Source organism: Winogradskyella wichelsiae, assembly GCF_013403925.1.
Lineage (GTDB): Bacteria > Bacteroidota > Bacteroidia > Flavobacteriales > Flavobacteriaceae > Winogradskyella > Winogradskyella wichelsiae.
Window position 1 is genome coordinate 38,005 of record NZ_JABFDJ010000005.1, and the last position, 15,007, is coordinate 53,011.

16 protein-coding genes are annotated in these 15,007 nt (G+C 31.0%); 4 read left to right on the forward strand and 12 right to left on the reverse strand.

Features of this window, described 5'->3' with window-relative positions; all coding sequences use genetic code 11:
* Positions 1-420: 420 nt before the first annotated feature.
* A complete protein-coding gene (gene hisS / locus HM985_RS11170) occupies positions 421-1,803 on the reverse strand; it encodes a histidine--tRNA ligase (RefSeq protein WP_179376338.1) in 1,383 nt (460 codons plus the stop codon).
* Between the two features lie 199 nt (positions 1,804-2,002).
* Between hisS and HM985_RS11175 the strand changes: the two genes are divergently transcribed.
* Positions 2,003-3,244 (forward strand): ABC transporter permease, encoded by a 1,242-nt coding sequence (locus HM985_RS11175; RefSeq protein ID WP_179376339.1) that lies wholly within the window; start codon positions 2,003-2,005, stop codon positions 3,242-3,244.
* Positions 3,245-3,479: 235 nt separating this feature from the next.
* On the opposite strand, the gene HM985_RS11180 is transcribed toward HM985_RS11175, so the two are convergent.
* The 5 genes from HM985_RS11180 to rpsF form a co-directional block, all read right to left on the reverse strand.
* Positions 3,480-3,953 (reverse strand): DUF6495 family protein, encoded by a 474-nt coding sequence (locus HM985_RS11180; protein ID WP_179376340.1) that lies wholly within the window; start codon positions 3,951-3,953, stop codon positions 3,480-3,482.
* Positions 3,954-4,075: 122 nt separating this feature from the next.
* Positions 4,076-4,945 carry a glycerophosphodiester phosphodiesterase family protein gene (locus tag HM985_RS11185; protein ID WP_179376341.1) on the reverse strand — a complete coding sequence of 290 codons (870 nt, stop codon included), beginning with the start codon at positions 4,943-4,945 and terminating at the stop codon, positions 4,076-4,078.
* A gap of 133 nt (positions 4,946-5,078) precedes the next feature.
* Entirely contained in the window at positions 5,079-5,540 is a 462-nt protein-coding gene (rplI, locus tag HM985_RS11190) for a 50S ribosomal protein L9 (protein WP_179376342.1), read from the reverse strand.
* Positions 5,541-5,554: 14 nt separating this feature from the next.
* Positions 5,555-5,854: a 30S ribosomal protein S18 gene (gene rpsR, locus HM985_RS11195; protein ID WP_173588564.1), complete on the reverse strand. Its 300-nt coding sequence runs from the start codon at positions 5,852-5,854 to the stop codon at positions 5,555-5,557.
* Complete coding sequence (gene rpsF / locus HM985_RS11200) at positions 5,854-6,204, reverse strand: 30S ribosomal protein S6 (protein WP_179376343.1); 351 nt, start codon at positions 6,202-6,204, stop codon at positions 5,854-5,856. Before rpsF ends, rpsR begins: the two co-directional genes overlap by 1 nt.
* A 201-nt stretch (positions 6,205-6,405) precedes the next feature.
* On the opposite strand from rpsF, the gene HM985_RS11205 reads away from it, so the two are divergent.
* Positions 6,406-7,101, forward strand: a complete 696-nt coding sequence (locus HM985_RS11205; protein WP_179376344.1) for a LytR/AlgR family response regulator transcription factor — start codon at positions 6,406-6,408, stop codon at positions 7,099-7,101.
* Positions 7,102-7,188: 87 nt separating this feature from the next.
* On the opposite strand, the gene priA is transcribed toward HM985_RS11205, so the two are convergent.
* From priA to nadC, 4 genes are all read right to left on the reverse strand, one after another.
* Positions 7,189-9,642, reverse strand: a complete 2,454-nt coding sequence (gene priA, locus HM985_RS11210) for a replication restart helicase PriA (protein WP_179376345.1) — start codon at positions 9,640-9,642, stop codon at positions 7,189-7,191.
* The gene (locus HM985_RS11215) at positions 9,642-10,067 is read right to left on the reverse strand and encodes a DUF2147 domain-containing protein (protein ID WP_179376346.1); all 426 of its coding nucleotides are present in this window, start codon (positions 10,065-10,067) and stop codon (positions 9,642-9,644) included. Before HM985_RS11215 ends, priA begins: the two co-directional genes overlap by 1 nt.
* Before the next feature lie 207 nt (positions 10,068-10,274).
* Positions 10,275-11,246 (reverse strand): YihY/virulence factor BrkB family protein, encoded by a 972-nt coding sequence (locus HM985_RS11220; protein ID WP_179376347.1) that lies wholly within the window; start codon positions 11,244-11,246, stop codon positions 10,275-10,277.
* A 22-nt stretch (positions 11,247-11,268) separates the two neighbouring features.
* The gene (nadC, locus tag HM985_RS11225) at positions 11,269-12,126 is read right to left on the reverse strand and encodes a carboxylating nicotinate-nucleotide diphosphorylase (RefSeq protein WP_179376348.1); all 858 of its coding nucleotides are present in this window, start codon (positions 12,124-12,126) and stop codon (positions 11,269-11,271) included.
* A 173-nt stretch (positions 12,127-12,299) separates the two neighbouring features.
* Here nadC and rlmH point away from each other — a divergent pair, with 173 nt between their 5' ends.
* The gene (rlmH, locus tag HM985_RS11230) at positions 12,300-12,773 is read left to right on the forward strand and encodes a 23S rRNA (pseudouridine(1915)-N(3))-methyltransferase RlmH (protein WP_179376349.1); all 474 of its coding nucleotides are present in this window, start codon (positions 12,300-12,302) and stop codon (positions 12,771-12,773) included.
* 39 nt (positions 12,774-12,812) lie between these two features.
* On the opposite strand, the gene HM985_RS11235 is transcribed toward rlmH, so the two are convergent.
* Positions 12,813-13,112 carry an HPF/RaiA family ribosome-associated protein gene (locus HM985_RS11235; RefSeq protein ID WP_179376350.1) on the reverse strand — a complete coding sequence of 100 codons (300 nt, stop codon included), beginning with the start codon at positions 13,110-13,112 and terminating at the stop codon, positions 12,813-12,815.
* A 129-nt stretch (positions 13,113-13,241) separates the two neighbouring features.
* Positions 13,242-14,207, reverse strand: coding sequence for a DUF4421 family protein (locus HM985_RS11240; RefSeq protein WP_179376351.1), 966 nt, complete (start codon positions 14,205-14,207; stop codon positions 13,242-13,244).
* A 100-nt stretch (positions 14,208-14,307) separates the two neighbouring features.
* Here HM985_RS11240 and HM985_RS11245 point away from each other — a divergent pair, with 100 nt between their 5' ends.
* Entirely contained in the window at positions 14,308-14,901 is a 594-nt protein-coding gene (locus HM985_RS11245; RefSeq protein WP_179376352.1) for a non-canonical purine NTP diphosphatase, read from the forward strand.
* Positions 14,902-15,007 lie beyond the last annotated feature (106 nt).

The following is a 15,007-nucleotide window of genomic DNA, read 5'->3' on the forward strand; positions in this document are numbered from 1 at the left end:
ACTTAATAAGTCTCATATTCTACTAAAACAGGGCAATCGACCACATTCCAAACTAAGACGTAACTCATTGATAAATGTTTTTAATCGTTATTATTTGCTTTTTATAGACTAAAACTCAAGTATTTGATTATCTTTGTATTATAATAAGTTCATTAAATTCCCAAACAAAATCAAAATATTACCCAACATTTTGATTTTAATGTTTACGAATTTATAGACATAAGAATAGTGCTTAATTTTTATGATGCTGATAATGCTTTTAGGATTAAATAAAAGCAATACGTTAAATGATCTTAACACATTAATAAAGTAGAAGACTCTAAAACAATCTGTTTTAGAAGTGAAAAATATAGTTGTTTAAATTGTTTTAGTTAGTAGTTAGTTATTGTAAAGTCTCAACTTTTTAAGGTTGAGACTTTTTTATTTCAATAAATCTAACATCGTCTTAAAATCAACTTTATGTTGTTCGCCTGAAGCCATATTTTTTAATGTGAAGGTTTCCGATTGCAATTCCTCTTCTCCCATAATCACCACAAAAGGAATGTTACGACGGTTTGCATAATTCATTTGCTTTTTCATTTGCTTACCAGAAACAGCAGCATCAGGAAAAAGTTCTGCTTTTATATTTGCACGTCTTAACTTGGTTACAGTACCTAAGCTATACATTGCCTCTTTATCACCAAAGTTAATAAAGAGTACTTTTGTAGACTCTGCAATAGTTGATGGAAATAAGTTTAACTCTTCTAACACCAAATAAATTCGGTCTAGTCCAAAGCTAATTCCTACTCCGCTCATGTCTTTAAGACCAAAAATTCCGGTAAGGTCATCATAGCGACCACCTCCACCAATGGAGCCCATTTTTACACCTTCTGGTGCAGAGACTTCAAATATAGCACCTGTATAATAATTTAGACCTCTCGCTAAAGTAACATCTAATTGTAATTTTGCTGTTTTTAATTCTAAAGTTGAAATCGCTGTGTTTATAAATTCAAGCTCGTCAATACCTTTTAAGCCTACTTCTGAAGTACTTAAAATAGTTTTTAAGCTTTCTATTTGATCACCAAAATCACCTTTTAAAGTAAATAAAGGTTGAAGCTTCTCAATGCCTTCTTCAGAAATACCTTTACCACGCATTTCTTCTTTTACCTTCTCCTCTCCTATTTTATCTAGCTTATCTAAAGCTACCGTAAAATCGATTAATTTATCTTGTGCTCCAATAACTTCTGCAATACCAGATAAGATTTTACGATTGTTTATTTTAATGGTAACACCTTCTAATTTTAAAGCTGAAAAAACAGCATCATATAACTGTACAAATTCTACTTCTTGAAATAAAGATTGAGAACCAACAACATCGGCATCACATTGAAAAAACTCTCTAAAACGTCCTTTTTGTGGACGGTCTGCACGCCAAACGGGTTGAATTTGGTAACGCTTAAACGGAAACTCTATATCGTTTTGGTGTTGTACAACATAACGTGCAAAAGGAACCGTTAAATCGTAACGTAGTGCTTTTTCTGAAATCTTAGAGGTTAATACATTTTCTGATCTAGAACTATATTCATCTTCCGAAATTTTCTTTAAATAATCCCCACTGTTCAAAATCTTAAAAATCAAGCGATCTCCTTCATCACCATATTTGCCCATTAAAGTATCAGAGTTTTCAAAACTTGGTGTTTCAATAGGTTGAAATCCGAAAACTTGAAATTGTGCTTTTATCGTTTCCATAATATAAGAACGCTTCGCAACTTCTTCTGCGTTAAAATCTCTTGTACCTTTTGGAATGCTTGGTTTTTGTGCCATAATATGTTCCCTATAAATAGGAATCTCTTTTAATGAAACTTAATTTTAATTGAATTCAACTTTTAAATGAAACATTCAAATTCTTTGCAAAAATATTATAATTTTTAGAGGTCTTACTAAGATAAATCATTTTTATAGTAACTTTATACAAATTACATCGTCTTATACTTTAAACAACCCAACTAACGCGAAAAAAACTATGTTTTCATTAGCTAAAGAAAATATTAGAATTGCCTTCGATTCTATTAAAAGCCAACTACTCCGCACTATTTTAACGGTTTTAATTATCGCAATAGGAATTATGGCTTTGGTCGGAATTTTAAGTGGTGTCTCTGCTTTAGAGAATACAATTTCTAGTAATTTTTCTTCTATGGGTTCTAACACTTTTAATTTTCAGCGATACGAATTTACTGCACAACGCCAAAGTAGTAGAGAGCGTCAAAAAATAAATCCGGCTATTAATTATCGAAATGTGAAGGATTTTGAAGACAATTATAATTTCCCTTTTACAAAGGTAGCTGTATCATTTAATGGTACAGCTACAGCAGAAGTAAAATATGATAACAAAAAAACAGATCCAGAAGTTACCGTACTAGGTGCAAATGAGTTTTTTATCGAAAATTCGGGGTTAGAAATTGAAAATGGACGTTCTATTAATGTCTTTGACATTGATAATAGTAATGCCATTTGTGTTATTGGTAGCGATTTACTAAAAGCTTTATTTCCTGTTGAAAATCCCGTTGGAAAAACCATTAGTATTAGAGGATCTAAATTTAAGGTCGTTGGTGTTTTAAAAGAGAAAGGATCTACTTTTGGTAATAATCAAGATTTGCGTGTTATAATGCCCATCCAAAAAGCAAGATCAATATTTACCAATCCTAATATTAACTATAGCTTGAGCGTAAAGGTAGATCATACTGATATGCTTGAAACAGCACAGGATGATGCTATATTAACTTTTAGAAATATTAGAGGGCTAAATCCTATTGAGAAGAATGATTTTGGAATTGAACGTAGTGATGATTTACTAAATCGTGTAGCACAAAATACAGCTGCACTTTATGTTGCTGCATGGATAATTAGCATTATTACAATTTTTGGATCTACAATTGCTCTTATGAATATTATGCTTGTTTCGGTTAGTGAGCGCACAAGAGAAATAGGAGTTAGAAAAGCTCTTGGTGCAAAAAGTAAAACTATAGCATTTCAGTTTTTTATGGAAACCATAATTATTGGACAATTAGGTGGTTTATTAGGGATTTTTTTAGGAATTTTAATTGGTTGGGGTGTTGCAAAAGGATTTGAATTAGAATTCTCCACACCTTGGGTTGCTATGATTTGGGCTACAAGTATCGCCTTTATTGTCGCTGTTATTTCAGGCCTATATCCTGCAACAAAAGCGGCTAAATTAGATCCTATTGAGTCTTTACGTTATGAGTAAAATTTCATTGAATAAAGAAGAATCTCATTCAATGAAATATATGTAATTAGATAGTAGCAGTTAGAATATCAAGCATAAACTTAGCATATTGAGAACAGTAAAAAAACTGTTTAAATAGAGAATTTAAAGCTTCTCTATACAATTTGTTCGTAGCTCACAAATCACTCAAAGTAACAAAACAAAAAAACACTCATTTAGAGAATGAGTGTTTTTTGTTTATAATTTTAAGAACAGTTTATCCTTTTACCAAATTCGCAAAATAATTAAATAATTCACCTTTAGTAATATGAGCTCCTGATTGAATCATCTTAAAGAGATCTAAGTGTTTATCTTCTGAATAATCTTTTTTCGCATTAAAGAATTCAACAGAATTAGATAATAAATTATCACGTAACCATTGAAAACCTTCTTTGGTTGTAAAATCGATTTCAGCAATCTCTATCTTAAGCGCAATTAAACGCATACTTTTTTCATTACATTGAAAAAGATGAATTTGATTAGGTGAGATATGTTCTAAATATTCAACTTTACTTAAAACACCAAACCAAACTAAGTCGCTAAAAACATCTAATTCTTGCTCTGCAGCTTCTGGTTTATTTTTTTTAATATCTTCCCACTCATCTCCTGTAATAGATTGTGTGGCTAAAAAATTGATGAATTCTTTATGTAATTCTTCAAATTGTTCTTTGGTTAATCTTGAATATTTCATCTGGGTAATTATTAATGTTTTTTAAAAGGATAGATGCTGTGCCTTTTATAAATTAAAATTCTTGATATATGTATAGTCAATGATGAATAAAATACGTATTCATCAAATAATAATTAAGCTTATTAATTAATGGCAGAATATGCCGCAAATGGCCTATCGGTTGCCATAATATCTGCACCATTTTTTTCCCACTTCAAATAAAGCTCTCCCCCTTTTGCTTCAGCACTTTTATCTAAGTTACCAAGTGTCCCCAACATGCAGACAATATTATAATCGTGTAACTTTTTATAAAGAGAAGCATCTGATAATCGAGTTCCTGTAAAAGCAAGCATGTTTTTTGTCGGAATTTCAGCTTCTAACAAACGATTAAACTCTTCATCATTTCTAGCTGAAACAGATAGTAAAAAATCGGGAGCTAATTTATATGCACCTATAGCCTGTTCAATATCATAAGTAATAATAACACAAATATCTTTAGCATTAGCCTCTCTGATGGCATCAATAACAACTTTCTGACTTACGCTTTTTTTAATATCTACGGTTAGGATAACATTATTATTTGTGCACCAGTTTAGTACTTCTGAAAATAAAGGGATTTTAAAATTTGTTTCATTTCCATAATCATCAACTAAATTAAATTGCTTTAGTTCATCATATGTAAAACTGTCAACCTTTCCACTTCCTGTTGTAGTTCTATCAATAGAATTATCGTGTAATAATACTAATTGACCATCTTTTGTTTGAGCCACATCTATTTCGTAAATAGCAACAATGCTATCACTAACATATTTTAAGACCTCTAAACTGTTTTCAGGATAATTTACTAATCCTTTACCACCACGATGAACACTAATATTTGGAAAATTATTTTCTGAAGCTTTAAAAACTTCTATTAATTTAGAATCTTGAACTTCAGAGGAGACTTTTTCAGTTGTTGAATTTTTACAACTAAAAAAAGAAAATATTACCAATGTTAAAAATAAATTTTTCATATAACAACCACTATAAGACTTACTTATTATAGATACTAATAAGCTGATGTAAAATTTAAATGATATTTAAAAAATAATTACAAAAAAACCGTTTAGTAAACTAAACGGTTCTTTAAAATTATAATGCTTAAGATTATGCGTCAGCAATAACTTCGAAAGTTAAATCTACAGTTACTGATCTATGTAATCTAATTGCAGCTACATATTGACCTAAACGTTTAATGTTACCACCTGTTATAGCGATAAACTTTTTATCAACGTCATGACCTGCTTTTTTAAGAGCAGCAGCTAAATCCATATTGGTAATAGAACCAAATAATTTATCTCCAGCAGTTGCACCAGTTCCAGCTTTAGCTGTGATTTTAATCTCTAAACCATTTAATCCTTCTGCAGTTTTTTCTGCATCAGCAATAATAGTTTTTTCTTTATAAGCTCTTTGCTTTAAAGTTTCTGCTAATACTTTCTTAGCAGAAGAAGTTGCCATTACAGCTTGTCCTTGAGGAATTAAAAAGTTTCTACCATAACCGTTCTTAACAGATACAATATCGTCTTTAAATCCTAAATTTTCAACGTCTTGTTTTAATATAAGTTCCATCGTGTTATGATATTTTATTTTAATAAATCAGCAACATATGGCATAAGCGCTAAATGTCTAGCTCTTTTTACTGCCACAGATACTTTTCTTTGATACTTTAAAGAAGTTCCTGTTAAACGTCTTGGTAGTAATTTACCTTGCTCGTTTACAAAACCTAATAACCAGTCTGCATCTTTATAATCTACATACTTAATTCCAGACTTTTTGAAACGACAATATTTCTTAACTTTAGACGTCTCAATATTTAACGGAGTTAAATATCTAATTTCGCCGTCTTTTTTTCCTTTTGCTTGTTGTTCTATTGATGACATAATTACGCTTTTGCTTTTGCTTTAACTTTCAGTTTCTCTCTTCTTCTCTCAGCCCATGAAATAGCATGTTTGTCTAATTTCACAGTTAAGTAACGCATAAAACGTTCATCACGTCTAAATTCTAACTCTAATGGTTCAATCGCTTCACCATCTACGGTAAATTCAAATAAATGGTAAAAACCACTTTTCTTGTTTTGAATTGGGTAAGCTAACTTTTTTAGTCCCCAATCTTCTTTGGCAATCATCTTAGCACCTTTAGAAACGAGCATATCCTCGTATTTCTTTACTGTCTCCTTTACCTGATCGTCAGATAAAACGGGATTTAAGATGAAAACAGTTTCATAATGATTCATAATAAATAATTTTGTTTGTTATTAAAAACGGCTGCAAAAGTACACTTTTATTCTAGATTTAACAATATTTATTCAACTAAAATTAGTAATCTTGTAATGAGCTAAATAAAAATAAAAAAAATACGGTTTGTCGGTAATATTTGTTTTTTAACCGAATTTATTGTACTATTGTCGATATCTTAACCTAAAATTAATAATGTTATGACTTTAAACTGTGTAGTTGTTGATGATTCTGCGATTCAGCGTCTTTCTATAGTAAAGTTAATTGAGAATCACTCCTCACTTAACCTTATTGCAGAATATAGCAGTGCGTTAGAAACAAAAAACGGTCTTAATACACATAAAGTAGATCTTATCTTTCTAGATATAGAGATGCCAGTATTAAACGGTTTTGAATTACTAGACGTACTTAACAACAAACCCCAAATTATTTTTGTTACAGGCAAAACGGAATATGCTTTTAAAGCATTTAATTACGATGCTACCGATTACCTACAGAAACCAATTACTAAAGAGCGTTTTAATATTGCTGTAGAAAAAGCTATAGAACAACATAAATTAAAACTAGATTTTAACGAAACTGAAGGCGAGCATATTTTTGTAAAAAGTAACCTTAAAAAACGTAAAGTATATATTAAGGATATTAAATGGATTGAAGCACTAGGTGACTACGTAAAAGTAGTAACAGAAGAAAACAGCTTAGTTGTATTATCTACAATGAAAGCTTTTGAAAGCGAATTACCTGATGGTAAGTTTTTAAGAATCCACAAATCTTATATTGTAAACTTAGATAAAATCGACAGATTTAACAGTAAAAATGTTGAAGTTGGCGCTTATGAAATTCCACTAAGTCGTAATAAAAAAACACAATTAGTAGATGCTTTAAACAACATGTAACCCCAAATACATAAATATTTTAAAGTAATACATTATAATTTATTGAAAATCCTAAGCCTTACGCTTGGGATTTTTTAATTTAATAGATTAATAATTATCTACGTTAATTACGACACGTACAGATCTAAAATCTTTAACAGCATTAAAGCTGTTATCAATCTTAATGATTGCTTCTTTAGTTTTAGCTAAGGATTGTTTTGAAGGTATTTTTACCAATATATTTTTGTGATACAAATTACGTATTCGAGAAACTGGTGGAAATTCTGGTCCCAAAACATTATTTTTAAATAATTGCTTTAAAGATTTAGCATACCAATCTGCAGCTAAATTTACACGGTTATAATCCCTATGTTTAAAAGTGATCTTAATTAATCTATAAATTGGTGGATACTTAAAGTCATAACGCTCATTCATTTGCTCTGCAAACATCTCTTTATAAGAATTTGTAGATACTTGCTGTAAAATATTATGATGCGGATTATAAGTCTGAATTAACACTTTACCACGTAAATCCGTCCTCCCAGCCCTACCAGAAACTTGAGACATTAGTTGATAACTACGCTCATGCGCTCTAAAATCTGGAAAGTTAAGTAAATTATCAGCATTCATTATTCCCACTAACTTAACATACCTAAAATCGAGTCCTTTGGTTAACATTTGTGTACCAACTAAAATATCAACCTGGCGTTGTTCAAAGCTATTTATAATCTTCTCAAAGCCATATTTACCGCGTGTGGTATCTAAATCCATACGCGCTACTTTTTTATCCGGAAACAATTCTTTTACCTCTGCCTCTATTTGTTCTGTACCAAAACCTTTAGTATCTAAAGTTGAATTACCACAACCTTGACAACTTTTTAGCATTACAGAATTATACCCACAATAATGACAACGTAATTGATCTCTGTATTGATGATAAGTTAAACTAACATCGCAATTAGGACACTGAGGTGATGTTCCGCAAGTGGTACATTCTATTATAGGCGAAAAGCCTCTTCTATTTTGAAATAATATAATCTGAAAACCTTGATCTAAAGTTTCCGTCATTTCCTCAATAAGTCGGTCACTAAAATGACCTTTCATTCTTTTACGTTTATACTTATCAGCTAAATCTACAAGTTCAATATCTGGCATTAAAACGTTATTATAACGTGTGTTTAATTCTACCAAACCATATTTCCCTTGAGTGGCATTAAAATAAGTTTCTAAACTTGGTGTTGCAGACCCTAAAAGGGTTTTAGCTTTAAAGATATTTGCCAAAACAATTGCTGCGTCTCTAGCATGATAACGTGGCGCCGGATCAAATTGTTTAAAAGATTGCTCGTGCTCTTCATCTACAATAATTAATCCTAAGTTACGAAAGGGCAACAATAACGATGAACGCGCTCCGATTACCACTTGGGCTTTTTCTGAGTTAGCCAACATATTTTGCCACACTTCTACCCTTTCATTTCCAGAGTATCTAGAGTGAAAAACCGCCACTTTTTCTCCAAAATATTCTTGGAGTCGGTTTACCAGCTGGGTTGTTAACGCTATTTCAGGTAACAAATACAATACTTGTTTCCCTAATTCTAATTGCTTTTGAATAAGCTGAACATATATTTCTGTTTTACCAGAAGATGTTACCCCATGCAATAATGCTACCGATTTTTCTTCAAATATTGCTTCAACTTCGTCGTATGCTACTTGCTGCTCTTTACTTAGTCGTTTAGTTGCCTCATCCCCTTCTCCATCGTATTGAACACGATCGATTTGAATATGATACTCTTCTAAAACATGCTTATCAATTAATGTTTTTACAATACTAGTAGATGCACCACTCCGTTCTGTTAAATCAGTGACTTTTATAGGCTGCTTTATGGAAGCTTCCATAGTAAATAAAGTTAAAACAACTTCTCTTTGCTTTGGAGCTCTACTTAATTCTTCTAATAATTCTTGAAGTTTTTCGGGAGATTTATGACTAGAATGTAACTTTACATAGCGCACTAATTTTGGCGTATATTTTTCGTAAATCTCTTCTTGTAGATTCACTACTCCCTTTTTTACTAAACTATTGATAATAGGGAGTACACTTTTTTTATCTAAAATAGAAATAACGTCCTGAACCTTAAGCGATGACTGACGACTTAAAGCTTCATATATTAAGAACTCTTCGTCTTTTAAATCAGAATCTTGAATCGTTACATTTTCATTTTTAGAAATAACCGTTTCACTTTCTAACATAAAAGTGTTTGGCATTGAAGCTCGCATTACCTCTCCTAAACTACACATGTAATAACTAGAAATCCATTCCCAATGTTTTAATTGGTATTCAGTTATTACAGGTGAGTCATCTAAAATTTGATGAATAGTTTTAGCATCGTAAGCTGTTGGTGGATTTTGATGAATGCTATACACCAAAGCAGTATAAATTTTACTTTTCCCAAAAGGGACCGCAACACGCATACCAATAGACAAAAACTTAGATTCGGCTTCTGTAATATGATATGTAAACGCCTTTTGAAGCGGTATTGGTAAAATGACGTCTATAAAATGTAGCATTATTTAACGCGTTTCCAATATTGTGTTCTGTAGAAAAATGCTAAATACCCTCTTACTTGAAGTGTATCTTTATCTTCTTCTAATTTTAATCTACATCTAAAAACTTTACCATCTTCTGGATTTAAAATAGTTCCACCATCATATACATCATCGTTTTTAGTTAAACCTTCTATAAACAACAACCCTACTAATCGTTGATCTTTTTGCTTCCCACTACAATCTATACACTTAGCAAATTCTTTATCAGGATTAAACACTGAAATAATTTTGCCATATATTTTTCCATCTTTTTCATAAATCTCAACTAAAGATTTGGCTTCACCAGTATTGTCGTCTATAGTTTTCCATTTCCCAAGGATTCCTTGACTAGAAAGGTTAAACGAGACCATTAATAAAATAAATAAGATAAACGTGTTCTTAATCATAACTGTTGTTTTTATAGAGTTTATTATTCAAATGTAATTGGTTTAATTAAATAACCATAATTAAAGCGTATCAAACGTATTACTAAATCCGCTTATGAGTAGCGTAATGCAATATCAGAATAACCTTATAGATTTAGCAACAATGCCCTCAATAATAATGACTATTGCCTTAATTAGATTATCTATTTTAATTGAGTAGACACCATTTTACAGATGGTCTATAATTTCTTTTCTAGCTTTGGGATGCTTTCTTAAAAATTGTAGTGAAGCATTTAGCTCATAACCTAAAAGTAAAATATTAGAATTTAGCCATAGGTATAATAATAAAATTAATAATGCTCCAATAGAACCATAAAGCTCATTGTATTGAGAAAAATTTTCAATATAAATACCGAACAAAAATGAGGTTAGCATTATCAATAACGTAGTAAGCAACGCCCCAACAGAAAAGAACTTAGACGCTTTTCCTTCTTTTGTTCCGAAATAATATAATGTAGCTGTCGCCATATAAGTCATAATTACAAAGAATAAATATTTTGCAAAAATAACCCAACCTAATCCTCCATCACCTTCCGTCATTAAATGACCGCTAAACCCTTCGTATAAAGGCTGAATAATGTAAATCTGAAAATACCCAAACACAGCTACCGTTAAGAATAATAAGAAAGCAAGAATTAGAGCTACACCAAGAGCAAACATATATTGCTTAAAAATATTACGAGATAATTGCTTGTGGTAAGAGGTTTCGAAGCCTGAAAAAACAGCATTAACACCATTAGCCATTAAAAACATGGAAAGTAAAAAAACAGACGAAATTAACCCTCCACTAGTATTACTACTCATATCTTCAAAAATTCTATCTATTAGAAATTCTGAAGTTTGAGGTGGCAAAATTGAATTTAGAAAGTCTAAAAAATCGACTCTAAAACCATCTATAGGTATATAAGGAAGGACAATAATTACAAATAGTAAAAAAGGAAAAATAGCTGTAAAAAAACTAAATGCAATTGCACTTGCTCTTGTGGTGAGTGCACCATTAACTATACCCATGATGTAAAGCTCTAATAAGTCGTAGACCGAAAGCCCTTCAAAACCTGGTAATTTAATTTGCTTAAAAAAACGTACAATTATCTTTACTACCGGAATTTTATTTAATTTATCTTCTATAGGTTTAGTCATTCCTTTATTTAGAAAGTTTGAATTATACTGCTTTTAAGCTAAGATCCATATTATAAACAGAATGCGTTAAAGCACCTGATGAAATATAATTTACACCACATTCTGCATATTTTCTTAGTGTGTTTTCATTAATTCCACCTGAAGACTCCGTTAAACACTGATCGCCTATAAGCTTTACAGCTTTTCGAGTATCATCATAGTTAAAGTTATCGATTAAGATTCTGTAAACACCGCCACAATCTAAAATTTCTTTAATCTCCACGAGGTTCCTAGCTTCAACAATAATTTTTAAATTTCTATCAGTCTCTTTCAAGTATTCTTTTGTTAGATTGATGGCCTTAGATACTCCACCTGCAAAATCGATATGGTTATCTTTTAACATAATCATATCATACAATGCAAATCTATGATTTTCACCACCACCAATTTTTACAGCCCATTTTTCTAAAGCTCTAATACCTGGTGTTGTTTTACGTGTATCTAAAATTTTAGTTCCTGTTCCTTCTAACAAATCCACAAACTGCCTTGTTTTAGTTGCAATAGCACTCATACGTTGCATAGCGTTTAAAACTAAACGTTCTGCTTTTAAAATAGACTGAGAAGCTCCTTCAACATAAAAGACAATATCTCCATGCTTTACTTTAGCGCCATCTTCAATTAAGGTTTCAATCTTCATCTCAGAATCGACATGCGCAAAAACTTGTTTAGCAAATTCTACTCCTGCAATAATACCATTATCTTTCACCAACAACTTTGCTCTTCCTTGAGCTGAGGCCGGGATACATGCTAACGAGCTGTGGTCACCATCACCAACATCTTCCCTGATAGCATTAGAGATTATTAATTCTATTTCTTTATCAAATTGTGCTTTTGAAATCATCGGAATACTTATTTGCTGTAAAAATAGGAATTGAAATCTAAAAATTTAAATAAATCTATTGCCAGTTGAAGTGAATTTGTAAGTAAAACGAATAAATTTGTATCGAGAAGGACTTAAACACGATTTTTCAATATAATTACAAAAAAAACAGAATCATTCGAAGCGATTAAAACATGAATATAAAACTTATTGCTATAGGTAAAACAGACAATAAAAACCTCCAAGCCCTAATTGCCGACTACTCTAAACGCTTAGGTTTCTATATTAAATTTGATTTAGAGATTATTCCAGATTTAAAAAAAGTTAAAAACTTATCTGAAGCGCAGCAAAAAGACAAAGAAGGTGAACTCATTTTGAGCAAAATACAAAGTTCTGATATTTTAATACTCTTAGATGAAAATGGTAAACAATTAGATTCAGTTGGATTTTCTAGCTATTTACAAAAACACATGAACTCTGGGATTAAAACTCTAATATTTGTAATTGGAGGGCCTTACGGATTTTCAGACGCCGTTTACGGTAGAGCTAATGGTAAGTTAGGATTGTCTAAAATGACATTTTCGCACCAAATGGTACGTTTGTTCTTCATAGAACAATTGTACAGAGGGTTTACAATTCTTAGAAATGAACCCTATCACCATCGCTAAAAAATATAAACCCTCTGATATTAAACATCAAAAAAAACGTTAATGCGTTTTAAACACTTCTTTTCTCTTTTTAAGTTGTCTTGTTAAGTCATTAATTGTTTCTGTCATCGCCATTTCATAATTTTTTTCATTAGAAGTTGCAAAAATACGTGGACCAGGTAAGCTTAATTCTATATTACAAATTTTACCAGCTTCATGATCTTTTTCATCTTGTTTAAAATAAACCTGAGCTGAAATTAAAAACTCAAACTTATTTGCCAATTTTTCTAATTTCTCAATGGTTAATTCTGAAAGCGTATCACTTGTATCTATATTTACATATTGAAAATTTACTGTCATAATCTATCGCATTTTAATGAATAATTCTTTTGTCTAAGATACAAATATTAAGGATTTCTATTGCTGATAAATATCATAAATAATTGGTAAAAAATCAGTGATGATCAATTTAGACAAGAATCAATAGAATTATAATTGCTTTTTCCGAACACCAAATTTATAACCAATAGCTAGTTTTGCCTTGGTGAGATTTAAAAGGTAGTTATTCCCATAATCAAGACTTGTACTATTAAGATCATTATTATAAGTTAAACTCACATAATACCTATCAAAGTTATAATTTACACCAATAAGAAAATCTAATTTATATAGCATGGGATTAGAAGGATGATAACTACCTCCATCAATAGTCACCTTTTTAGCAGCAAAGCCAATTCCTGGCATAAAATTAACGGTAGCTGTTATATCATAAGGTAATTTAAAATACGAAATTAAGCCAGCCATCGCACCAAAAGATAAACTTTGATATCTTCTAACATTTCCTTGTTCATTAAAATAAAGACTTGTAGTTTCAGATAATAAGCTAGAGTCTGATGAGAAATAATCGAAACTACCAAATAGACCTACACCTCCAGTTATAAATATATTTTTATGATTTTCTTCTGATAGACCCGCTTTTAATAGCGAATAAGAAAATTCAATAGCATCAAAAGTGCGCAAATAATTAACACCAACACTTACCGACCTAACGTCTCCTCTAAACACTTTAGGCTCTCCAAAATTATTCTTAGCATTAAACCCCTTATAAACCTGAGTGTAAAGTTTTACATAATTTTGGTTTTTTAAAATCGTGGAGCCTTGTAAATCAAACCGACTGGTCTTATCCTTATTTGGGTTTTTAATATTAATCGCTAAATCAATTATAATTTTCTTATTAGCAAAGCCAAGTCCTAAACCATATCTATTATTGGGTACAAATTTGGCTTTAGAATCTCCATCCCTAATACTAAATTTATTCACCTTAAAATTAGTGAATAGCCTAATAGAATAATTATCGAGATCTCTATCAACAAATAAAGAATCTAAATCGTTAAAATCTTGCGCGCTTAGCGATAAATTAAATACGAAAAAAACGAAAATCAGAAAAGGTCTCATTTTTTGAGTCGCCCCCTTAAAAAAATATTGTTTTGACAAATGATACTAAAATTAGATTCCTATTTTTACAAAAGCTAAATTACATTAAATAAGACATCTTATGCAACTTGTATTCGCAACTAATAACTTAAACAAACTTAAAGAAGTCCAAGCCATTATGCCGCAACACATTAAACTAATTAGTTTAAAAGATATTGCTTGCAATGAGGACATTCCTGAAACCCAACCGACCATAGAAGGAAATGCGATTCAAAAAGCCGAATACTTAAAGAAACATTATAACTACGATTGCTTTGCTGATGATACAGGCTTAGAAGTTGAAGCTCTAAAGGGTGAACCAGGCGTATTTTCTGCACGTTATGCAGGGCCACAACGCAACTCAGAAGACAATACTAATAAATTACTCACTGAACTAAGTGATAAACCAAATAGGACTGCTCAATTTAAAACCGTGATCGCTTTACATCTTAACGGTGAACTACATACATTTACAGGAATTTGTAAAGGTGAAATTACAGTTACCCAACATGGTAAAGGAGGGTTTGGTTACGATCCTGTATTTAAAGCTGACGGTTATGATAAAACATTTGCTGAAATTTCTCTAGAAGAAAAAAATAAAATAGGACATCGCGGAAAAGCTGTAGCAAAATTGATTAGATTTCTAAAAGAAAAGCAAGCCCGTTCAAACCTTTAAAGCAACCTGCAACACTCTATAAATAAACACCTAAACACACTTTAACTTACCTTACACTATATCGCTATATTTATAAAAAACATTTAATTAGCTATAATAAATTGAT